Origin of the sequence: Mesorhizobium sp. M1227 (assembly GCF_040318315.1) — a bacterium.
Lineage (GTDB): Bacteria > Pseudomonadota > Alphaproteobacteria > Rhizobiales > Rhizobiaceae > Mesorhizobium.
Map to the genome: position 1 here is coordinate 48,646 of NZ_JAMYLZ010000003.1, position 21,295 is coordinate 69,940.

At 63.5% G+C, this 21,295-nt stretch carries 18 protein-coding genes and 1 pseudogene; 18 read left to right on the forward strand and 1 reads right to left on the reverse strand.

All coding sequences use genetic code 11. The annotated features are described in order from the left end of the window. Nucleotides 1-139: 139 nt before the first annotated feature. Both NKH28_RS05735 and NKH28_RS05740 read left to right on the forward strand, forming a co-directional pair. Nucleotides 140-424, forward strand: coding sequence for a type II toxin-antitoxin system ParD family antitoxin (locus tag NKH28_RS05735; RefSeq protein ID WP_352978140.1), 285 nt, complete (start codon nt 140-142; stop codon nt 422-424). Beyond that, nucleotides 421-712: pseudogene (locus NKH28_RS05740) on the forward strand (type II toxin-antitoxin system RelE/ParE family toxin). Before NKH28_RS05735 ends, NKH28_RS05740 begins: the two are co-directional and overlap by 4 nt. 8 nt (nt 713-720) lie before the next feature. Here NKH28_RS05740 and NKH28_RS05745 read toward each other — a convergent pair. After that, a complete protein-coding gene (locus NKH28_RS05745) occupies nt 721-1,836 on the reverse strand; it encodes a cystathionine gamma-lyase (protein ID WP_352501066.1) in 1,116 nt (371 codons plus the stop codon). Nucleotides 1,837-2,241: 405 nt separating this feature from the next. Here NKH28_RS05745 and mraZ point away from each other — a divergent pair, with 405 nt between their 5' ends. The 16 genes from mraZ to ftsZ all read left to right on the forward strand — a co-directional run bounded on the left by mraZ (nt 2,242) and on the right by ftsZ (nt 21,166). Then, on the forward strand, nt 2,242-2,700 hold the full coding sequence (gene mraZ / locus NKH28_RS05750) for a division/cell wall cluster transcriptional repressor MraZ (protein ID WP_352471553.1): 459 nt from the start codon (nt 2,242-2,244) through the stop codon (nt 2,698-2,700). Then, complete coding sequence (gene rsmH / locus NKH28_RS05755; protein WP_352978143.1) at nt 2,697-3,728, forward strand: 16S rRNA (cytosine(1402)-N(4))-methyltransferase RsmH; 1,032 nt, start codon at nt 2,697-2,699, stop codon at nt 3,726-3,728. The genes mraZ and rsmH overlap by 4 nt, the downstream gene beginning before the upstream one ends. Before the next feature lie 4 nt (nt 3,729-3,732). Next, complete coding sequence (gene ftsL, locus NKH28_RS05760) at nt 3,733-4,110, forward strand: cell division protein FtsL (protein WP_352501064.1); 378 nt, start codon at nt 3,733-3,735, stop codon at nt 4,108-4,110. Nucleotides 4,111-4,124: 14 nt separating this feature from the next. After that, nucleotides 4,125-5,852: a peptidoglycan D,D-transpeptidase FtsI family protein gene (locus tag NKH28_RS05765; protein ID WP_352471555.1), complete on the forward strand. Its 1,728-nt coding sequence runs from the start codon at nt 4,125-4,127 to the stop codon at nt 5,850-5,852. Between the two features lie 54 nt (nt 5,853-5,906). Then, a complete protein-coding gene (locus NKH28_RS05770; protein WP_352978145.1) occupies nt 5,907-7,361 on the forward strand; it encodes a UDP-N-acetylmuramoyl-L-alanyl-D-glutamate--2,6-diaminopimelate ligase in 1,455 nt (484 codons plus the stop codon). Beyond that, entirely contained in the window at nt 7,358-8,791 is a 1,434-nt protein-coding gene (locus NKH28_RS05775) for a UDP-N-acetylmuramoylalanyl-D-glutamyl-2,6-diaminopimelate--D-alanyl-D-alanine ligase (protein ID WP_352978147.1), read from the forward strand. The genes NKH28_RS05770 and NKH28_RS05775 overlap by 4 nt, the downstream gene beginning before the upstream one ends. 24 nt (nt 8,792-8,815) lie before the next feature. Beyond that, complete coding sequence (gene mraY, locus NKH28_RS05780; protein WP_023676767.1) at nt 8,816-9,898, forward strand: phospho-N-acetylmuramoyl-pentapeptide-transferase; 1,083 nt, start codon at nt 8,816-8,818, stop codon at nt 9,896-9,898. Between the two features lie 8 nt (nt 9,899-9,906). Continuing rightward, nucleotides 9,907-11,307: a UDP-N-acetylmuramoyl-L-alanine--D-glutamate ligase gene (murD, locus tag NKH28_RS05785; protein ID WP_352589460.1), complete on the forward strand. Its 1,401-nt coding sequence runs from the start codon at nt 9,907-9,909 to the stop codon at nt 11,305-11,307. Next, nucleotides 11,307-12,458 carry a putative lipid II flippase FtsW gene (gene ftsW, locus NKH28_RS05790; RefSeq protein ID WP_023676765.1) on the forward strand — a complete coding sequence of 384 codons (1,152 nt, stop codon included), beginning with the start codon at nt 11,307-11,309 and terminating at the stop codon, nt 12,456-12,458. Before murD ends, ftsW begins: the two co-directional genes overlap by 1 nt. 1 nt (nt 12,459) lies before the next feature. Further along, nucleotides 12,460-13,587: an undecaprenyldiphospho-muramoylpentapeptide beta-N-acetylglucosaminyltransferase gene (gene murG / locus NKH28_RS05795; RefSeq protein WP_023676764.1), complete on the forward strand. Its 1,128-nt coding sequence runs from the start codon at nt 12,460-12,462 to the stop codon at nt 13,585-13,587. Further along, on the forward strand, nt 13,584-14,990 hold the full coding sequence (gene murC, locus NKH28_RS05800) for a UDP-N-acetylmuramate--L-alanine ligase (RefSeq protein ID WP_352619500.1): 1,407 nt from the start codon (nt 13,584-13,586) through the stop codon (nt 14,988-14,990). Before murG ends, murC begins: the two co-directional genes overlap by 4 nt. Next, nucleotides 14,987-15,952: a UDP-N-acetylmuramate dehydrogenase gene (gene murB, locus NKH28_RS05805; RefSeq protein ID WP_352978150.1), complete on the forward strand. Its 966-nt coding sequence runs from the start codon at nt 14,987-14,989 to the stop codon at nt 15,950-15,952. The genes murC and murB overlap by 4 nt, the downstream gene beginning before the upstream one ends. Before the next feature lie 315 nt (nt 15,953-16,267). Continuing rightward, nucleotides 16,268-17,194, forward strand: a complete 927-nt coding sequence (locus NKH28_RS05810) for a D-alanine--D-alanine ligase (protein ID WP_352978152.1) — start codon at nt 16,268-16,270, stop codon at nt 17,192-17,194. After that, the gene (locus NKH28_RS05815; RefSeq protein ID WP_352978154.1) at nt 17,182-18,123 is read left to right on the forward strand and encodes a cell division protein FtsQ/DivIB; all 942 of its coding nucleotides are present in this window, start codon (nt 17,182-17,184) and stop codon (nt 18,121-18,123) included. The genes NKH28_RS05810 and NKH28_RS05815 overlap by 13 nt, the downstream gene beginning before the upstream one ends. After that, nucleotides 18,120-19,427 (forward strand): cell division protein FtsA, encoded by a 1,308-nt coding sequence (ftsA, locus tag NKH28_RS05820; RefSeq protein WP_352471565.1) that lies wholly within the window; start codon nt 18,120-18,122, stop codon nt 19,425-19,427. Before NKH28_RS05815 ends, ftsA begins: the two co-directional genes overlap by 4 nt. A gap of 68 nt (nt 19,428-19,495) precedes the next feature. Further along, nucleotides 19,496-21,166, forward strand: a complete 1,671-nt coding sequence (ftsZ, locus tag NKH28_RS05825) for a cell division protein FtsZ (protein WP_254818983.1) — start codon at nt 19,496-19,498, stop codon at nt 21,164-21,166. The last annotated feature ends 129 nt before the right edge of the window (nt 21,167-21,295 follow it).

Genomic DNA, 21,295 nt, shown 5'->3' on the forward strand with positions numbered 1-21,295 from the left:
GGAAATCTCCTGATATCAGCAGGTTGCGTCTTCGGGCGCAGCCGTTGGTTCAGTTTTCGACCCGCAATTAAGCGCGGCATTCCTTGAAAATGGTGCGATTAAATCGTACCATTTGGATGACGGTATTCAGGAGCGCGTCATGGGACAGGTCGATAAACGCAGCATCACGCTGTCGCCGGAATTGGCGGCGGTGGTCGACGACGTGGTCGCCGCCGGCGAATATGCCTCGGCGAGCGAGGTGATCCGCGACGCGCTGCGGCAATGGAAGGACCGGCGCGACCTGCTCGGCTACACCGTCGAGGAATTGCGCAGACTGGTGCAGGAGGGGATCGACAGCGGGCCGGGGCTGGACGGGCCGCCAATCATGGAACGGCTGCGCGCCAAATATCTGAAAATGGCCGGAACCAAAGGCCTTGAGGAGTGAAATACCGCCTGCTTCCTCAGGCATTGATCGACCTCGAAGCCATCGGCGACTACATTGCCGAACAGAATCCAAATGCGGCGGTTCGGCTCGTGGATCTCTTGCAAAGGCGGTGGGATTTGCTGACCCTGCACCCCTTCTCAGGTGCCGCGCGAAGACATCGCGCCCGGAATCCGTCACCTGATCGTCGGCGAATACCTCACCTTGTATCGTGTCCGCGAAGAGGCGATCGAAATCATTCGCGTGCTGCACGGCCGGCGCAAGATTGATGCCGACGATCTGAATTCGTGATTGCCGATTCAGCCACCGATTGCGTCTAGCGACGCCTCGATCGCCTGCCAAAGCTCTTCCACCGGCTCGCAGCCGACCGACAGGCGAACGAAGCCGGGCGGAACGGCATCTCCCCTTTTTGATCGCCGTTCGGCCGAGGTGTGTACGCCGCCGAACGACGTCGCTGCCTGCATCAAGGCGCAATTGTTGATGAAATCCTCGGCCTTGTCCTCCGAGGCGAGCACGAAGGAGATGAGAAAGCCGAAGCGCTCCATCTGGGCGCGGGCAAGATTGTGCGATGGATCGCTCTCCAGTCCCGGAAAGCGCAAGCCGCTGATCGCGCGATGGTTTTTCAGTCGTCGCGCTATCATTTCGGCGGAAGCGCACATGCGGTCGAAGCGCACGTCCAGCGTTTCGAGGCCGCGATGCACCAGCCATGCCTCGAACGGCCCGGGGATGGCGCCCGACGTCTCGCGCCAGTCGGTCACCCTCGAGATAATGTCCGCGTCGCGGCTGGCGACATGGCCGAACAGCACATCGGAATGGCCGTTTGGTGCCTTGGTGTCGGCGGCAATGACGATATCTGCGCCGAGATCGAGCGGGCGCTGGCCGAAAGGCGTCATCGTCGTATTGTCGACCACAAGCCCCGCACCCGCTTTGTGCACGGCTTCGGCGACGGCTGCGATGTCGCATATATCCAGTCCCGGGTTGGCGGGCGTTTCGACGAAGGCAAGCCGGTATCCGTCGAAGCCGCCGTCGAGGAAGCTCGACGTCGGCCGGACATCATAAGCGACGCCGAAGGACTTCAGGAAGCGCTCTGCCAGCGCTCTCGTCGTGTGATAGCCGTCAGACGGCAGCAGGATACGGTCGCCGGCTTTGAGCAGGCCGAAAAATACCGCCGAGATGGCAGCCATCCCCGAGGGAAAGGCGACGCATGGGGCGTCTTCCAGATGCGCCAGCATGTGCTCGACCGCATCCCAGGTTGGATTGCTGAAGCGGCCATATTGATCATAGCCGGTGGCGTCGCCGGGCGCATGAAAGATGGCGGCCATGGTCAGGGGCAAGGGGATCGGGTCGCCCTTGGCCAGCCCGCCGCGGCGCAGATGGGGAAGTGCCGCGGCGCGTGACTTGGCTGTTTCGGACATGGTTTCAACCTCGTTACTGACCGGAAAAGGACATGCCGAGGCTATGCGCGGCAGCGATCCGCAGCAAGCCGGCTCCGGTTGGGCCACACGGCTTTAAACGCTTCGTTAGGCTTAATAGACGATAAAGACGGGAGTGCCGTCAAAGCTGCTCTCCCCAGTCGTGGCAGGCGCGTTTTGAAGACTGTTCCCGTTGACGCCCATAACACCCCATGATATCCCATTCCGATACTCAAGCCTTCGTTTCGTGTCAGGGTGAAGCGTACGCCAATCGGGCAGCCGCGGCGGCTGCGCGTTTGCCTGCGTTCGCCCGTTATAACGAAGTGGGTTTTGGACGCCGACCGGGCTGGGGCGGCGCGGACAGGAAGATGCAGAGGGGTGCGGCGGCGCAAGCGGCCGTAACGCGTAATGGACCGGTTTCTGTCGAATGCGGTGAACAGGATCGATGCGAAGGGACGGGTGTCCGTGCCGGCGCATTTCCGTGCCGTTGTGCAGAAACGCGGCTATTCGGAACTTTATGCGCTACGCTGCCTGGATCGCCCGGCGATGGATGTCGGTGGGCTCGACCTGCTCGATCGCTACGAGCAGCGTATCGCCCAGGAAGACCCGTTCCTGCAGACGGCGGACGACATGTCGTTCTTCTGCCATGGCGATGGAACGTTTCTGAAGCTCGACCAGGACGGCCGTATCACGATGAGCGATTTCATTCGCGAGCATACCGGCATTTCAGCGGAAGTGGCCTTCGTTGGCCGCGGCAATTTCTTTCAGATCTGGGAGCCGGGACGGCTCAGCGCCTATGGGACGGAAGCACGCGCCCGGCTTTTGCAACTTCGGCAGGGGACGAAGCCCGCGGAGCGGCCGGAATGATGGCGGGCGACGGCGATGAAGTTCATGCCGCTGGCGGACCAGCCCGTCACATTCCGGTCCTCCTTGCCGAAGTTCTGGAGGCGCTGGCGCCGACAAAAGGCGACGTGATCGTCGACGGCACGTTCGGTGCCGGCGGCTACACGAAGGCCATTCTGGCAAGCGGAGCCTCGGTCGTCGCCATCGACCGAGATCCGGATGCGATCGCGGCGGGGCGGGCCCTTGAACAGCAGTCCGGCGGCAAGCTCAGGCTTGTCCAGGCACCGTTCTCGACGCTCGACGAACAGGTTGAAAGTGCCGATGGCGTCGTGCTCGACATCGGCATCTCCTCCATGCAGATCGACCAGCCGGAGCGCGGCTTTTCGTTCCGGGCCGATGGGCCGCTCGACATGCGCATGGCGCAGGCGGGCCTGAGCGCCGCCGACGTCGTGAACACCTTCAAGGTGGGCGATCTTGCCCGCATCTTCGGTTTTCTCGGCGAGGAACGCCATGCCGGGCGCATCGCCCGCATGATCGAGAGCCGTCGCGAAAAACGCCCCTTCCAGCGCACGCTCGATCTTGCCGATGCCATCGAGACGCATATCGGTCGCGCGCCAAAGGACAAGATCCATCCGGCCACCCGCGTTTTCCAGGCGCTGCGCATCTTCGTCAATGACGAACTCGGTGAACTGGCCAAGGCACTGTTTGCCGCAGAGCGCGTGCTGAAACCGGGCGGGCGGCTTGTCGTGGTGACCTTCCATTCCCTGGAGGACCGCATCGTCAAGCGCTTCATCGCCGACAGAGCCGATTCAGCGACCGGATCGCGGCACCTGCCCGAGGCGCAGGCGCGCACCGCCACCTTCACCAAGAAGGGCGGCGGCGTAACGCCTGGCGATGCCGAGATAACGGCAAATCCGCGGGCGCGCTCGGCAAGGCTGCGCGCTGCGATCCGTACAGAGGCGCCGGCGCGCGCCGGCGATTTTTCGATTTTCGGCCTGCCAAAACTGCCTGGCCCAAAGCTTCCCGGCGCCGATCGACCGGGAGAGAGGTGAGCACGTGTTTCGTACCAGCGACATAGTCCTGATCGCCGTGATGGTTTCGGCGGCCGCCCTGACCTACAAGACCAAGCGCGAGGCCGAGGAGCAACTGGCGGCAGTGCACAAGATCCAGGCGCAGATCCGTTATGAGGAGGACACGATCGACCTGCTCAAGGCGGACTGGAGCCTGCTTACCCAGCCGTCGCGCCTGCAGAAGCTCACCGAAATCTACAAATCGCAACTCGGACTCGAGCCGGTCAATGCGCGGCAGATCGTCGGGCTGGACGATCTGCCGGCGAAACCCGTCAATATCGAGGACCTTTCATCGCAGCGGCTGGGCGGCATGGCCGATATCGGCGGCAAGGATCCCGTGGTGACCGGAGGCGTCGTCCAATGATCACCGGATTTCCAATGGCTGCCAGATTTCCAAAGATTGGCAGGCTGCTGAAGCGCGGTTCGAAGCCCGGTGCAGGCGGATCAATCGTGGTCGAAGGTGCCCGCAAGGCGACCGGTGGCAAGGGCAGGACCCGCATCGTCATGACAATGGCAGTGTTCTTCGGCATCTATTCGACCATTGCCGGGCGGCTGGTCTATCTGGGTTTCCAGAATCCCGACCTGTCGGGCGGCCCGCAGAGCCGGGTGACGGCATCGCGACCCGACATCGTCGACCGTAACGGCGAAGTGCTGGCGACCGACATCAAGACCGCGTCGCTGTTTGCCGAACCGCGCCGCATCGTCGATGCCGACGAGGCGATCGAAAAGCTGTCGACGGTGCTTCCCGAGATCGACTACGAGCAGACATACAACAAGCTGAAGAGCGGCGCCGGGTTCGTCTGGCTGCAGCGGCAACTGACGCCGAAGCAGCAGGCCGACATCATGCAACTCGGCATCCCCGGATTCGGCTTTCGCACCGAAAAGCGCCGGTTCTATCCGGCCGGCGAAACCTCGTCCTACATTGTCGGCCTCACCAACATCGACAATCAGGGCATCTCCGGCATGGAGAAATACATCGACGAACAAGGCTTGAGCGACCTTCAGGCGTCGGGTCTGGCGGTGGCCAAGGATTTGAAGCCGGTGCAGCTCTCGATCGACCTGCGCGTCCAGCATATCGTGCGCGATGAGGTCGCCACCGGCATGGAAAAGTACCACGCGATCGCGGCGGGCGCCGTCGTGCTCAACGTCAAGACCGGCGAGGTGCTGGCGATGGCGTCGGTTCCGGATTTCGATCCGAACAACCCCTATAACGCGCAGGACAAGGACAGGCTCAACCGTATGTCGGCCGGCCTCTATGAAATGGGGTCGACCTTCAAGAGCTTCACCACCGCTATGGCGCTCGATTCCGGCAAGATAACGCTGCAAAGCCGTTTCGACGCGTCGCGCCCGATCAGGATCGGCCATCAAACCATCCATGATTTCCATGGCAAGGGCCGGGTACTGTCGGTGCCGGAAGTGTTCATCTACTCCTCCAATATCGGCTCTGCCAAGGAAGCCGAAGCGGTTGGCATCGACGGACACCGCGAATTCCTGCATCGCCTGGGAATCCTCGAGAAGATGCAGACCGAACTGCCCGAAGTCGCTCGGCCGACCGAGCCCAAGGTCTGGAAGCAGGTCAATTCGATCACGATCGCCTTCGGCCACGGTGTGTCGACGACGCCGCTGCAGACAGCGGTCGGCTGCGCCGCGCTGATGAATGGCGGCTATCTGATGGACCCGACCTTCCTGCCGCGCACGCAGGAGCAGGCGATGGCGGTGGCCAAGAAAGTGGTCAGCGACAAGACGGTCGAGGGCATGCGCTATCTCTATGCACTCAATGCCGAAAAGGGATCCGGCCGCAATGCACGGGTGCCAGGATACCGGGTGGGCGGCAAGACGGGAACGGCGGAGAAGGTTGTCAACGGCCGTTACTCGAAGGAAAAGAATTTCAACGCCTTCGTTGCGGCTTTCCCGATGGACGATCCGCAATACATAGTGCTTACGATCGCCGACGAACCGAAGCCGGAAAAGCCCGGCATGGGTGGTACGGCCGCCTCGAACGCGGGCATCATGGCTGCGAACATCATCCGACGTGCGGCTTCCATGCTTGGCGTGAAGCCAGATTTCAGCCATGAAAATGGTGCAACGCTGGTTTCCTATCAGTGATTCTTGGGGCGCGCCGGCAACTGCGCGCTATTTTGTTGCGATGAACGGGGTTCGATGAAGCTGAAAAATCTAGCCGGTATCCTGCCTGTCGAGGGGACAGCTTCCTTCGACATGGAGGTTACAGGGATTTCGTCGGATTCCCGCCAGGTAACACGGGGCGTCGTCTTTTTCGCGCTCAGCGGCTCCAAGGCGGATGGCGCAGCCTACGCAGCCGATGCCGCAAGCCGCGGCGCTGCAGCGATCGTGGTCGGCAAAGGCAGTGCGGTCGCCGGGCTGCCAGTCCCGGTTCTTGTCGTAGACGATCCGCGCCTTGCACTGGCGCTGAGTGCTGCACGTTTTTTCGGCATGCAACCGCAAACCATGGTCGCGGTGACCGGAACCAGCGGCAAGACCTCGGTCGCCGCATTCACCCGGCAGATATGGGAGCAGGCGGGTTTTGCCGCCGCCTCGATCGGCACGACCGGCGTGGTGGCGCCGGGCCGCAACGAATATGGCTCGCTGACCACGCCGGATCCGGTGGCACTGCACAGGCTGCTCAAGGAGCTGGCGGAGGCCGGCGTCACCCACGCCTCGATGGAAGCGTCCAGCCATGGCCTCGACCAGCGCCGGCTCGACGGCGTCAAGCTTGCGGCCGGCGGCTTCACCAATCTCGGCCGCGACCATATGGACTATCATCCGACGGTCGAGGACTATCATTGCGCCAAGTTGCGTCTGTTCGACGCGTTGCTGCCGAAGGGCGCGCCGGCGGTCATCTTTGCCGACGACCCGTGGTCGGAGCCGACGATCAAGGCGGCGCGGGCAGCGGGACTGAATGTGCTGACGGTCGGCCGCCACGGCGATTTCCTGCGGCTGAAGCGGGTCGAGCACGAGCGCCACCGCCAGCGCGCCGAGGTCGAAGCGGACGGCGTTCTCCATGAAGTCGACTTGCCGCTGGCCGGCGACTTCCAGATTGCAAATGCGCTGGTGTCGGCCGGCCTCGCCATTTCGACTGGTACATCTGTTGCCAAGGCGTTGATGGCGCTGGAGAAATTGAAGGGCGCGCCGGGACGGCTCGACCTTGTCGGGACGGCCGCCAACGGCGCGCCGGTCTATGTCGACTACGCGCACAAGCCGGATGCGCTGGAAAACGTGCTGGCTTCGGTGCGCCCCTTTACCACCGGCCGCGTCATCGTCGTATTCGGTTGCGGCGGCGACCGGGACCGAGGCAAGCGGCCGATCATGGGCGAGATCGCCACAAGATTGGCCGACGTGGTCATCGTCACCGACGACAATCCCCGCTCGGAAGTACCCGAGACGATCCGCGCCGCGATCCTGGAAGCCGCACCTGGCGCCATCGAGATCGGCGACCGGCGCAAGGCCATCCACGAGGCGGTCGGGATGCTTCACGCTGGCGACACGCTGATCGTGGCCGGCAAGGGCCATGAGGAAGGCCAGACCATCGGCACCGAGACGCTGCATTTTTCCGATCATGAGGAAGTTCGCTCGGCGCTGCGGGAGCAAGCGGCGTGAGCTATCTGTGGACCTCCGAGGCGCTGGTTGCCGCCATGGATGGCCGGCCGCTCGGTCCGATGCCTGAAGCCATCGCCGGCATTTCCATCGACAGCCGCAGCCTGCAGCCGGGAGACGCTTTCTTCGCCATCAAGGGCGAGGCCATGGACGGCCATGATTTCGTGACCGCCGCCATCAAGGCGGGCGCCGGCGTGCTGGTCGTCGCCGAGGGCAAGCTGCCGTCGCTGGGGCGGCTGACTGCACCGATGATCGTCGTGGAGGACGTGCTTGTCGCTCTGGAAAAGCTCGGCGTTGCGGCGCGCGCACGCTCAAAGGCCAGGGTCATTGCCGTGACCGGATCGGCGGGCAAGACCACCACCAAGGAAGCGCTACGCCACGCTCTCTCCGCGGTCGGTACGGTGCATGCATCGGCCCAGTCGTTCAACAATCACTGGGGCGTGCCGCTGACGCTGGCGCGCATGCCGCAGGATTGCGACTATGCCGTCTTCGAGATCGGCATGAACCATCCCGACGAGATCCGGCCGCTGGTCAAGATGGTCCGGCCGCATGTCGCCATCGTCACGTTGATAGCGGCCGCTCACCTCGGCTTCTTCCGCAACCTGGACGAGATCGCCAAGGCCAAGGCAGAGGTTTTCGAGGGACTGGAACCCGGTGGCGCCGCCCTTCTCAACCGCGACGATGCGCGCTGGAAGCTGCTGGAGAAGATGGCCAAAGAGGCCGGCGTCGAGCATGTCTACGGGTTCGGCGAGAATGCCCGGGCGACCTTCAAACTGATCAAATGCGAGCTCAATGCCGATCACTCGGTCATCACCGCCAAGATTGGCGGGCACGAGATTGTCGCCAGGATCGGCGCGCCGGGCCGCCATATGGTGCAGAACGTGCTCGCGGTGCTTGGTGCCGCGCATCTGGTCGGCGCCGACGTTAACAGGGTTGCGCAGGCGCTGGCCGATCTTTCGCCCGAACGCGGACGCGGCAAGCGCTATGTGTTGCGTCACCCCAACGGGCCGATCACGCTGATCGACGAGAGCTACAACGCCAATCCCGCGTCGATGAGCGCTGCAATGGCGCTGCTCAACACGACGCCGGTGTCGGGCGATGGCAGGCGCATTGCCGTGCTCGGCGATATGCTCGAGCTCGGCAGCCATTCGGCGAAATTGCATGCCGCGCTTGCCGGTCTGATCGTCGGCACCGACACGCGCACGGTCTTTCTCGGCGGCCCGGAAATGCGGGCGCTGGCCGACGTTTTGCCCGGCGAGATCAGGACTGAGTACCGCGCCGGTGCGGAAGATCTGAAACCGGTTCTTCTATCGGAATTGAAGCCCGGCGACGTGGTCATGATCAAATCGTCGAAGGGCATAGGCTTTTCAAAGCTGGTCGAGGCGTTGCTCGGCAAGTTTCCGGCGGAAGCCACAACCAGCAGACAGACCTAGGATCGGTCCGGGGGACGCAAGCGCATGCTAACACTGCTCGTCGAATTTGCGGACAAGATCTCGGTCTTCAACGTCTTCCGCTACATAACCTTCCGCACCGGCGGAGCGCTGATCACAGCGGCGCTGATCGTGTTCATCTTCGGACCGACCATCATCAATTCGCTGCGGCTGCGGCAAGGCAAGGGCCAGCCGATCCGGGCCGACGGGCCGCAGACGCATTTCAAAAAGGCGGGTACGCCGACAATGGGCGGACTGATGATCCTGTCCGGCATCGTCGGTTCGTCGCTGCTGTGGGCGAACCTGTCGAGCATCTACGTCTGGGTGGTCCTGCTGGTGACGCTGGGATTCGGCTCGATCGGCTTTTACGACGATTATCTCAAAGTAACCAAGCAATCGCATCTCGGCTTTTCCGGCAAGGCGCGGCTGGGGCTCGAATTCGTCATCGCCGGCATCGCCGCCTGGGTGATCATGCATAACGGCCAGGCGCCGTTCTCGTCATCGTTGACATTCCCTTTCGCCAAGGAGTTTCTCGTCAATCTCGGCTGGTTCTTCATCCCGTTCTCGTGCTTCGTCATCGTCGGCGCCGGCAATGCGGTGAACCTGACCGACGGTCTCGACGGGCTGGCGATCGTGCCGATCATGATCGCGGCCGCATCCTTCGGCGTCATCGCCTATCTCTCTGGCAACGCGGTGTTCGCCGAATATCTGCAGATCCATTTCGTGCCCGGCACCGGCGAACTTGCGGTGGTCCTTGGAGCGGTGATCGGCGCCGGTCTCGGCTTCCTCTGGTTCAATGCGCCGCCGGCGGCGATCTTCATGGGCGACACCGGCTCGCTGGCGCTGGGTGGGCTGATCGGCACGGTCGCGGTGGCGACCAAGCACGAGATCGTGCTGGTCATCGTCGGCGGCCTGTTCGTCGTCGAGATATTCTCGGTCATCATCCAGGTCGGCTACTTCAAGATGACCGGCAAGCGCGTCTTCCTGATGGCGCCGATCCACCATCATTTCGAAAAGCTCGGCTGGACCGAAAGCCAGGTGGTGATCCGCTTCTGGATCATCGCCGTCATCCTGGCGCTGGTCGGCCTGTCGACCCTGAAGCTCAGATAGGAGGCCGCTTGATCCCCGCCGCATCCTTTTCAGGCAAGCGCGTTTCGCTCTTCGGGCTCGGTGGCTCGGGGATTGCCACGGCGCGCGCGCTGATCGAGGGCGGCGCGGATGTGCTGGCCTGGGACGACAATCCCGATAGCGTCGCCAAGGCCGGCGCGGTCGGCATCACGACAGCGGACCTGCGCGGTGCGGACTGGGCGAGGTTTTCCGCCTTCGTGCTGTCGCCCGGCGTGCCGCTGACGCATCCCAAGCCGCACTGGACCGTCGAGCTGGCGCGGGGCTCAGGCGTGGAGATCATCGGCGACATCGAGCTTTTCTGCCGCGAGCGGATGCTGCTGGCACCGGCAGCACCTTTCATTGCCATTACCGGCACCAACGGCAAGTCGACGACCACGGCACTGACGGCGCACATCCTAAAATCGGCTGGGCGCGACACGCAGATGGGCGGCAATATCGGCCGCGCGGTGATGACGCTCGATCCGCCGCAGCCTGAACGGCACTATGTGGTTGAGTGCTCTTCCTACCAGATCGATCTTGCCCCTTCGATCAATCCGACGGCCGGTGTGCTGCTCAACCTGACGCCGGACCATCTCGACCGCCATGGCACGATGCAACACTACGCCTCGATCAAGGAGCGGCTGGTGGCCGGCAGCGAGACGGCAATCATCGGTGTCGACGATTCCTGGTGCGCCCAGATCGCCGATCGGCTGGAGCGGGCCGGCCGGCAGGTCATCCGCGTCTCCAAGCGCCTGCCGCTGACCGACGGTTATTTCGCTGACGGTACCAACTTAATGGAAGCCGTGCACGGCCGCTACAGCCGTGTCGCCTTCCTCGAAGACATCGGCTCGTTGCGCGGCCAGCACAATGCGCAGAACGCGCTGGCCGCCGCCGCCGCCTGCCTCAAGGTCGGGCTCGAGCTCGGCGAGATCCAATCCGGACTGGAGAGTTTCCCTGGGCTGGCGCACCGCATGGAGCAAGTCGGCCGCAAAGGGCATGTGCTGTTCGTCAACGATTCCAAGGCGACCAATGCCGATGCCGCTGCACCGGCGCTGTCGAGCTTTGCGCGTATCTACTGGATTGCCGGCGGCCTGCCGAAAGAGGGCGGCATCGAGCCGTTACGCGGCTTCTTCCCGCGCATCGCCAAGGCCTATCTGATCGGCGAAGCCGCACCGGCCTTTTCGGCGACGCTGGGCGAAGCGGTGCGCTACGAGATATCAGGCACGTTGGCGGCGGCAGTCGAACACGCCGCCCGCGATGCGGCCAGGGATAGTAGCGGCGAGGCAGTGGTGCTGCTGTCGCCGGCCTGCGCCAGTTTCGACCAGTTCAAGAATTTCGAAGTCCGCGGCGAGGCGTTCAGGCAAGCCGCAACCGCCATTGATGGCGTGAAGCCCATCGGAGGGACACGATAATGCAAAGCCGTCTCGACAAAAGCCCTGTGGCGACCTGGTGGTGGACGATCGATCGCTGGTTCCTGGCGGCGTTCCTGTCGCTGATGGGGCTCGGCATCGTTTTGTCCTTCGCCGCAAGCCCGGCGGTGGCCGAGCGCATCGGGCTCGACAGTTTCCACTTCGCGACACGCCAGATTATCTTCACCATTCCGGCGCTTGGGGTAATGCTGGCCGTCTCGTTCCTTGAATCCAGGCAGATCCGGCGCATGGCGCTGGTCATGTTGTGCATCATGCTGTTTCTGATGGTGGCGGTGCTCTATATCGGCGTCGAGGTGAAGGGCGCGCGGCGCTGGGTGTCGCTAGCCGGCCTGTCGATCCAGCCGTCCGAGTTCCTGAAACCGGCCTTCGTCATCATCTGCGCCTGGCTGTTCGCCGAGCACAAGCGCCAGCCCGACATTCCGGGCAATTTGTTCGCCATGTTGCTGCTTGCACTGGTCATCTCGCTGCTGGTGGCGCAGCCTGACCTTGGGCAGACCATGCTGGTGCTCGGCACCTGGGGGGTGATGTTCTTCATGGCCGGATTGCCGTGGCTGTGGATCGTCGCGCTGGGTGCTGCAGGCGTCGGCGGCGTGTTCGCCGCCTATGCAGTGTTCCCGCACGTTGCCGGCCGTATCGACCGCTTCATGACCGGCGAGGGCGACACGTTCCAGGTCGACATGGGCCGCGAGGCGCTGATCAATGGCGGCTGGTTCGGCGTCGGGCCGGGCGAGGGCACCGTCAAACGGGTCATCCCCGACAGCCATGCCGACTTCGTCTTCTCGGTCGCCGGCGAGGAATTCGGGCTGATCATGTGCTTCTTCATCATGTCCATCTTCGGGTTCATCGTGCTGCGCGGCCTCAACACGGCACTCAAGGAGCAGGACGATTTCACACGCTATGCGGTTGGCGGCTTGGTCACGGTCTTCGGCCTGCAGTCGGTCATCAACATGGCCGTCAATCTGCAGCTGATGCCCGCCAAGGGCATGACGCTGCCGTTCATTTCCTACGGCGGTTCCTCGCAGATCGCGATCGCCATCTCGATGGGCATGGTGCTGGCGCTGACGCGCAAGCGCCCGGAAAAGCGCAAGCAGCTGGGCTTCATGCCGTCGCCGCGTGCGATGCCGGCGGAGTGAGATGGCCAAGGGGGTCATCCTTCTGGCGGCGGGCGGAACGGGCGGACATCTGTTCCCGGCCGAGGCACTGGCGCACGAACTGACCGGGCGCGGCTGGGCGGTGCACCTGGCGACGGACGAACGCGCCGAGCGCTTTGCCGGGCAGTTCCCGGCGGCCGCCATCCATCCGATCCAGTCGGCGACGATGGGGTCGAAAAATCCTTTTGCCGTGCTCGCCGCATTTTGGAAAATCTGGCGCGGGGTGCGGCAGGCATCGGCCGTCATCGCCAGCGTCAAGCCCGCCATCGTAGTCGGCTTCGGCGGCTATCCGACGCTGCCGCCGCTCTATGCCGCGACCCGGCGCAAGGTGCCGACGCTGATCCACGAGCAGAACGCGGTGATGGGCCGTGCCAACCGGGCGCTCGCCGGCCGCGTCGACGCTATTGCCGGTGGTTTCCTACCGGAAGACACAAGTGCTACAGGCGTCAAGACGGTGACCACCGGCAATCCGGTCAGGCCGCAAGTGCTGGAAGCGGCGAAGACGCCTTATGCCGCATCGGCCGGTGAAGAGCCGTTCCGATTTCTGGTGTTTGGCGGCAGCCAGGGCGCGCAGTTCTTTTCCGATGCGGTGCCGGCGGCGATCGCCCGGCTTTCCGATGCACAGCGCAGGCGGCTGGCGATCACCCAGCAGGCGCGCGCCGACGATGTGCCGCGGGTGAAAGCGGCCTATGCCACGCTTGACATCGAGGCCGAGGTGTCGCCCTTCTTCACCGACATGGCGGCGCGGCTGGCGGCGGCGCATCTGGTGATGTCGCGCTCCGGCGCATCGACCGTATCGGAAATCGCGGTGATCGGCCGGCCGGCGCTGCTGGTGCCTTATCCGCACGCGCTCGACCACGACCAGGCGGCGAATGCGGCGGCCCTTGCGGCAGCGGGCGGCGCCGAGGTGCATCCGCAATCCACGCTTTCGGCGGAGCGGATCGCCGTGCTTGTCGGTGGGCTGATGGATGATCCAGGCAAGGCGGCGACAATGGCCGCGGCGGCGAAATCGTCCGGAAAACCGGATGCCGCGCGGTTGCTCGCCGATCTGACAGAGGCTATTGCGTCCAGGAAAACCGTTTCGGAATTCAGGAAGGAGACGCACGCATGAAGATGCCGCAGACGATCGGCCTCGTGCATTTCATCGGCATTGGCGGCATCGGCATGAGCGGCATCGCCGAGGTGCTGCACAATCTCGGCTACAAGGTACAAGGGTCCGACCAGGCCGAAAGCGCCAATGTGCAGCGGCTGCGCGACAAGGGCATCGAATGCTTCGTCGGCCATCAGGCCGAGAACCTAGGCGAGGCCGAAGTGGTCGTCGTCTCCACCGCAATCAAGAAATCCAATCCGGAACTGAAGGCCGCGCGGGAAAAATTGCTTCCCATTGTCCGCCGCGCGGAGATGCTGGCAGAGCTGATGCGTTTCCGCCAAGCGGTGGCGATCGGCGGCACGCATGGCAAGACGACGACGACTTCGATGGTGGCGACGCTACTCGAAGCCGGCGGGCTCGACCCGACGGTAATCAATGGCGGCATCATCAATGCCTATGGCACCAATGCCCGCATGGGAGACGGCGAATGGATGGTGGTCGAGGCCGACGAGAGCGACGGTACCTTCCTCAAGCTGCCGGCCGAGATTGCCGTCGTCACCAATATCGACCCCGAGCACCTCGACCATTACGGCTCCTTCGACAAAGTGCGCGAAGCGTTTCGTCAGTTCGTCGAGAATGTGCCGTTCTACGGCTTTGGTGTGATGTGCACCGACCATCCCGAGGTGCAGGCGCTGGTCGCCCGCATCGAGGACCGGCGCGTCATCACCTATGGCGAAAATGCGCAGGCCGACGTGCGCTTCACCAATCACCGCATGGACGGCCCGACCTCGGAATTCGACGTGGTGATCCGCGACCGCAAGACGCACGGCCAGATAACGATATCAGGCCTGCGGCTGCCCATGCCCGGGCGCCACAATGTCTCCAATGCGACGGCGGCGATTGCCGTCGCGCATGAGCTCGGCCTTTCGGCTGAGGCAATCAAGAAGGGCCTGTCGTCTTTCGCCGGCGTCAAGCGGCGCTTCACCCATACCGGTTCGTGGAACGGTGTCGATGTGTTCGACGATTACGGTCATCATCCGGTCGAGATCACGGCGGTACTGAAGGCTGCGCGCAGCGCCACCAAGGGTCGCATCATCGCCGTTACCCAACCGCATCGCTTCACCCGGCTGCGCGATCTGTTCGACGAGTTTTCCGTCTGCTTCAACGACGCCGATACGGTAATGGTGGCGCCCGTCTATGCAGCCGGCGAGGAACCGATCGACGGCGTCACGTCCGACGCACTGGTGTCGCGCATCCGCTCCGGCGGCCATCGCGACGCACGCTACATCGAAGGTCCGGCGGCGATTGCGCCGATCGTGCGCGAGGTGGCGAAGCCGGGCGATTTCGTCGTCTTCCTCGGCGCCGGCAACATCACCCAATGGGCCTATGCGCTGCCCAAGGAACTCGGCGGGACCATCTCATGATGCGCGGCCAGGCGTTGATCGAGAAGCTTGGCGACCGGCTTGCCGGACTGCGCGGCCGCATCACGCCCAATGCCGAGATGGACAAGATCACCTGGTTTCGAGCCGGCGGGCTGGCGGACGCATTGTTCCAGCCGGCCGACGAGGACGATCTTGCCACGTTCCTGAAGGCGGTGCCGGAGGAAATTCCGCTGACCATCGTCGGCGTCGGCTCGAACTTGCTTGTCCGTGACGGCGGCATTGCGGGCTTTGTCATCCGGCTTTCGGCCAAAGGCTTTGGCGAGACCGAAGTGATTGCGCCGACCACGATCAAGGCGGGTGCCGCGACACCCGACAAGCGCCTTGCGGCCGTTGCCTACGAGGCCGGCATCGGTGGCTTTCATTTCTACCACGGCATTCCCGGCGCCATTGGCGGAGCGCTGAGGATGAACGCCGGCGCCAATGGCGTCGAGACGCGCGAGCGCGTGGTCGAGGTGCGGGCACTCGACCGCAAGGGCAATGTTCATACGCTGAGCAATGCCGATATGGGCTATGCCTATCGCCATTCAGCGGCGCCGTCCGGGCTGATCTTCACGTCGGCGCTGCTCGAAGGCATTCCTGAGGACAAGGCGGCGATCAAGGCCGCGATGGATGCTGTCCAGAACCATCGCGAGACCGTGCAGCCGATCCGCGAAAAGACCGGTGGCTCTACCTTCAAGAATCCTGATGGCACCTCGGCCTGGAAGGAGATCGACAAGGCCGGCTGCCGCGGCCTGATGGTCGGCGGGGCGCAGATGTCGCCGATGCATTGCAACTTCATGATCAATACCGGAACCGCCACAGGCTACGAGCTTGAATATCTCGCTGAGACGGTGCGTGCGCGCGTGCTTGAAAGATCGGGCATCCGGCTGCAGTGGGAGATCAAGCGCATCGGTAATTTTCGGCCGGGCCATGCCGTCCAGGAATTTCTCGGACAGTTGCTTTAGGCAAGCTGACCGCCGTTGCCTTTTGGACTCATGAATTCACATTTTGCTGCCGTTTTTGCGGAAAGTGAATCCATCGGAATCGTAAGCACTTGCCAGCGAATCAACTCTCTGATTCTCTGCCCTGAAGCGTTTCCTGATTTGAGTCGTTTCGACGCGTTACTCGCGTTTCCGTCTGGGGGGGCAACCTGCCGGGAGACTCGGACTCAATGTTGCGGAAACACGGGAGCGAAGTTGCTCGGGCGCATTTGAGCGCGCGCGATGCTTTTCGGGGCATGCACGATGGTGCAGGCCTGCTGTGAGAGGAAATGACGGGGAATGACAAGCAAGCATGTGGCCGTCCTTCTGGGGGGATTCTCGTCCGAGCGGCCCGTGTCCCTGTCGTCGGGTAAGGCCTGCGCCGATGCGCTCGAGGGAGAGGGCTACCAGGTCACCCGCGTCGACGTCTCGCGCGATATCGGCTCGGTGCTCAGCGCGCTCAAGCCTGACGTCGTCTTCAATGCGCTGCACGGCCCCTTCGGCGAGGACGGCACCATCCAGGGTATCCTCGAGTACCTCGCCATTCCGTACACCCATTCCGGCGTGCTTGCCTCGGCGCTCGCGATGAACAAGGAACAAGCCAAGAAGGTCGCCAAGTCGGGAGGCATTCCGGTGGCGGAATCGAAGGTGGCCAATCGCTTCGCCATCCAGAACAAGCACCCGATGAAGCCGCCCTATGTCGTCAAGCCGGTCAACGAAGGGTCGAGCTTCGGTGTCGTCATCGTCCATGAAGGCCAGTCGCATCCGCCGCAGATCATCGGCTCGTCCGAGTGGAGATATGGCGATACGGTGATGGTCGAGCGTTATGTGCATGGGCGGGAATTGACCTGCGCGGTGATGGGCGATGTGGCGCTCGGGGTCTGCGAGATCATCCCGACCGGCCATTCCTTCTACGACTATGATTCAAAATACGTCGCGGGAGGATCAAAACACGAATGCCCGGCAAAACTTTCACCGAATATTTACCAAAAAATACAGACACTGACGCTCAAGGCTCACCAAGCTATCGGCTGTCGGGGCGTTTCCCGGTCGGACTTCCGTTATGACGATCGTCACTCCGAAAACGGCGAAATTGTCTGGCTCGAGGTCAACACCCAGCCGGGCATGACGCCGACGTCTTTGGTGCCGGAAATCGCCGCGCAAGCGGGACACTCGTTCGGCGATTTGTTGAGTTGGATGGTGGAGGACGCTTCGTGTCTGCGTTGAAATGGGGACAGGGCAAGGGGAAGGGCGCGGCCGGGCCGGCGCTGTTCGGCATGCCGTTGTCGTTCGACCATTTCGTGCTGCCGCGCCTGCTCCGCCGGCCGGTGCGCGTGCTGGCGCGCCTCGGCGAAGGCGACTTCGAAGCGCCGCCCTATTGCGCTGCCATGCTGTCGGCGGCACTGCTTGTTTCGAGCAGTGCCTATGGCGCCTATCTCGGCGGATATTCCGACGCCATCGTCCAGAGTGTCACCGCCCGCACCGGCTTTGCGGTCGACCAGGTCAAGGTCGTCGGCAACCGCGAAACGTCCGAGATCGATATTCTCGACAGGCTGGAACTCGACGGCTGGACCTCGCTGATCGGCTTCGATGCCGAAGCCGCGCGCGAACGCATCACCACGCTACCCTGGGTCGAAGCCGCGGCAGTGCGCAAGGTCTACCCGCATACGCTGGAAGTGCGCGTCGAGGAGCGCGAGCCGTTCGCGTTGTGGCAGCAAGGCAGCGCGCTTTCGGTCATCGAGAAATCCGGCACCGTCATTGCGCCGTTCTCCGGCGGCAAGCAGATATTGCTACCGCTGATCATCGGCACCGGCGCACCGGCCAAGGCGCCGGATTTCCTGGCCAAGATCAAGAATTATCCGGAGCTCGCCGCGCGGATCAAGGGCTATATCCGCATCGGCGAACGGCGCTGGGATCTCAAGCTTGAAAACGGCATCACGATCAAGCTTCCCGAAGACGGTGAGGATCAGGCGATTGCCGACCTGGTCAGGATGGATCACGAGAACGGGCTTTTGACGCGCGACATCGCCGCCGTCGACATGCGCCTTTCCGATCGTCTGGTCGTCCAGTTGACGCTGGAAGCGGCGACACAGCGCCAAGCCGCGCTCGACGAAAAGCCCAAGATGCTGAAGCGCAAGCCGGAGACGAAGATATGAGCTGGCTTGGCGGCAATAGCGATGCCTCGTCGCGCCGGTCCGGCATCCTGACGGTGCTGGATGTCGGCTCCAGCAAGGTCTGCTGCGTGGTGGCCAAACTCAAGCCGCGCGAGGATGGCAAGCTGCTGCGCGGACGCTCGCATCGCGTCCAGGTGATCGGCATCGGCCACCAGAAATCGCAAGGCGTGAAATCCGGCGTCGTCATCGATCTCGACCGTGCCGAGCACGCCATCCGTCTTGCCGTCGACGCCGCCGAACGCATGGCGGGACTGACGGTCGATTCGCTGATCGTCAACATGACTGCCGGCCGGCTGAAGAGCGAGGCTTTTTCGGCCACCATCAATCTCGGCGGCCATGAGGCCGACGAGGCCGACATCAAGCGCGTGCTTGCCGCCGGCGCCAAGCAGGCGTTGCGGGCCGAGCGCGAGGTGATCCATTCGCTTCCCGTAGCCTTTTCGCTGGATGCCGAGCGCGGTGTGCGCGATCCGCGCGGCATGGTTGGCGACCAGCTTGGCGTCGACATGCACGTGCTGACAGGCGACGCAGCGCCCTTGCGCAATCTGGAGCTCTGCATCAACCGCTCGCATCTGTCGGTTGAACGCATGGTGGCGACGCCCTATGCCAGTGGGCTTGCTGCGCTCGTCGACGACGAGCTCGAAATGGGCGCGGCCTGCATCGACATGGGCGGCGGCACGACGACGATCTCGGTGTTTTCGGAAGGCAAGTTCGTCCATGGCGATGCCATCGCGATCGGCGGCAACCACGTCACGCTGGATATGGCCAAGGGCCTGTCGACCTCGCTCGATGCCGCCGAAAGGCTGAAAGTGATGCATGGCTCGGCGCTGCCTGGCAGTGCCGACGACCGCGACCTGGTTTCCATCCATCCGATCGGCGAGGACGGCGAGGTGCCGTTGCAGATACCGCGCTCGGTGATGACGCGCATCATCCGCGCCCGCATCGACGAGACGCTGGAATTGTTGCGCGACCGGCTGAACAAATCCGGCTACGGCAACGCCGTCGGCAAGCGTGTGGTGCTGACCGGCGGTGCCAGCCAGCTTGCCGGCCTGCCAGAAGCAGCACGCCGCATTCTCGGCCGCAATGTGCGCATCGGACGCCCGCTTGGCGTGGCAGGCTTGCCCGAGGCGGCCAAGGGGCCGGCTTTCTCGACCCCGGTCGGACTTCTGATCTATCCACAGATGGCGAGCTTCGAGAGCCGGCCGGCGAAGGGAATTTCCGGTCTTCGGATGACCGGAACAGGCGGAAAACTGCATCGAATGAGTCAGTGGTTGAGAGACAGTTTTTAATTTTGACGGGGACAGCCCCATAGGCGGCCGCGGCGGCGAAGCGGCGGGAAAGGCAAAGGACGGAGACAATGACCATCAATCTGCAGAAGCCGGACATCACCGAGCTCAAGCCGCGCATCACCGTGTTCGGTGTCGGCGGCGGCGGCGGCAATGCCGTCAACAACATGATCACCGCCGGCTTGCGCGGCGTCGAGTTCGTGGTGGCCAACACCGACGCGCAGGCACTGACGATGTCGAAGGCCGAGCGGCTGATCCAGCTCGGCGCGCATGTCACCGAAGGTCTCGGCGCCGGATCGCAGCCTGAAGTCGGGCGCGCGGCGGCGGAGGAATGCATCGACGAGATCATCGATCATCTCTCCAACACGCATATGTGCTTCGTCACTGCCGGCATGGGCGGCGGCACCGGCACCGGGGCGGCTCCCGTCGTTGCCCGCGCTGCCCGCGAAAAGGGTATCCTCACCGTCGGCGTCGTCACCAAGCCGTTCCACTTCGAAGGCCAGCGCCGCATGAAGACGGCCGACATGGGTATCGAGGAACTGCAGAAATGCGTCGATACCCTGATCGTCATTCCCAACCAGAACCTGTTCCGGCTGGCCAATGACAAGACCACCTTCGCCGATGCCTTCGCGATGGCCGACCAGGTGCTCTATTCGGGCGTTGCCTGCATTACCGACCTGATGGTCAAGGAAGGCCTGATCAATCTCGACTTCGCCGACGTCCGCTCGGTCATGCGCGAAATGGGCAAGGCGATGATGGGAACCGGCGAGGCTTCGGGCGAGGGCCGCGCAATGGCCGCGGCGGAAGCCGCCATCGCCAACCCGCTGCTCGACGAGACCTCGATGAAGGGCGCCAAGGGCCTGCTGATCTCGATCACCGGCGGCCGTGACCTGACCCTGTTCGAAGTCGATGAGGCTGCAACCCGCATTCGCGAAGAGGTCGACCAGGACGCCAACATCATTCTGGGCGCCACCTTCGACGAGGAACTCGAAGGCGTCATCCGCGTGTCGGTGGTCGCCACCGGCATCGACAAATCGGCGGCCGAAATCGCTGCCGCGCCGATCGCCATCCGCGCGGCTCCGCCGAAGCCGGTCAGCCGCCCGGCGGCCCAGGTCACGGAAATGCGCCCGGCGCCTGTCCAGCAACCAATCTATGAACCACGTGCTGCCGACCCGGTCGCCGAGGCCATTCAGCTCGCCGAAGCGAATGCGGCAGCGATGGCGCAGGCCCGCCCGGCACCGGTCGCCCATGCGGAAGACTTCCGTCCGCAGAGCAAGATCTTCCAGGCGCCTCCGGCTCAGCCGCAGCCGATGATGCAGCCAGCGGTTCAGCAAGCGATGCAGCCTGCTCCGCATCGTGAAATGCCGCAGCCGGTTGCCGCAGCACCCCAGCGCATGCCGCGGGTCGAGGATTTCCCGCCGCAGGTGAAGGCCGAAGTGGAAGCCAAGGCGCGCCCGGCCGACCACGAAAACAGCGGCCCGATGGGCTTGCTCAAGCGCCTGACCAACGGCTTGACCCGCCGCGAAGAGGAGCCTGCAAGGCTGCAGCCGGCGCAGCCGCGCGAACCGAAACTGCGCCAGGCGCCGGCGGAAGTGCGCCGCCTTGCCAGCCAGGATCCGCAGCTTTACGCGCCGCGCCGCGGCCAGCTGGACGAGCAGGGCCGACTGACGCCGCAGAGCCGGGCTGTCCAGGAAGACGATCAGTTGGAGATTCCCGCCTTCCTGCGCCGACAGGCCAATTGATCTGTTAACGGTTCGTAACAGTTATTAACAGGCGAGCAGGAAACTGTTCGCCTGTTAACCTTAAAGTGATTGTAAAACAAGGACTTATGGGGCAATCCCGCGCTGGACCGCAGTTACAAAGAGTAAGAA

What these genes read in the sequence shown, in the direction of transcription:
- ftsA (WP_352471565.1), top strand. Translation starts at nt 18,120, where the DNA reads ATGAGCTGGCTTGGCGGCAATAGCGATGCCTCGTCGCGCCGGTCCGGC.
- ftsZ (WP_254818983.1), top strand. Translation starts at nt 19,496, where the DNA reads ATGACCATCAATCTGCAGAAGCCGGACATCACCGAGCTCAAGCCGCGC.
- NKH28_RS05745 (WP_352501066.1), bottom strand. Translation starts at nt 1,836, where the DNA reads ATGTCCGAAACAGCCAAGTCACGCGCCGCGGCACTTCCCCATCTGCGC.
- mraZ (WP_352471553.1), top strand. Translation starts at nt 2,242, where the DNA reads ATGGACCGGTTTCTGTCGAATGCGGTGAACAGGATCGATGCGAAGGGA.
- NKH28_RS05765 (WP_352471555.1), top strand. Translation starts at nt 4,125, where the DNA reads ATGGCTGCCAGATTTCCAAAGATTGGCAGGCTGCTGAAGCGCGGTTCG.
- rsmH (WP_352978143.1), top strand. Translation starts at nt 2,697, where the DNA reads ATGATGGCGGGCGACGGCGATGAAGTTCATGCCGCTGGCGGACCAGCC.
- NKH28_RS05735 (WP_352978140.1), top strand. Translation starts at nt 140, where the DNA reads ATGGGACAGGTCGATAAACGCAGCATCACGCTGTCGCCGGAATTGGCG.
- murB (WP_352978150.1), top strand. Translation starts at nt 14,987, where the DNA reads ATGATGCGCGGCCAGGCGTTGATCGAGAAGCTTGGCGACCGGCTTGCC.
- ftsW (WP_023676765.1), top strand. Translation starts at nt 11,307, where the DNA reads ATGCAAAGCCGTCTCGACAAAAGCCCTGTGGCGACCTGGTGGTGGACG.
- NKH28_RS05770 (WP_352978145.1), top strand. Translation starts at nt 5,907, where the DNA reads ATGAAGCTGAAAAATCTAGCCGGTATCCTGCCTGTCGAGGGGACAGCT.
- murG (WP_023676764.1), top strand. Translation starts at nt 12,460, where the DNA reads ATGGCCAAGGGGGTCATCCTTCTGGCGGCGGGCGGAACGGGCGGACAT.
- murC (WP_352619500.1), top strand. Translation starts at nt 13,584, where the DNA reads ATGAAGATGCCGCAGACGATCGGCCTCGTGCATTTCATCGGCATTGGC.
- NKH28_RS05810 (WP_352978152.1), top strand. Translation starts at nt 16,268, where the DNA reads ATGACAAGCAAGCATGTGGCCGTCCTTCTGGGGGGATTCTCGTCCGAG.
- mraY (WP_023676767.1), top strand. Translation starts at nt 8,816, where the DNA reads ATGCTAACACTGCTCGTCGAATTTGCGGACAAGATCTCGGTCTTCAAC.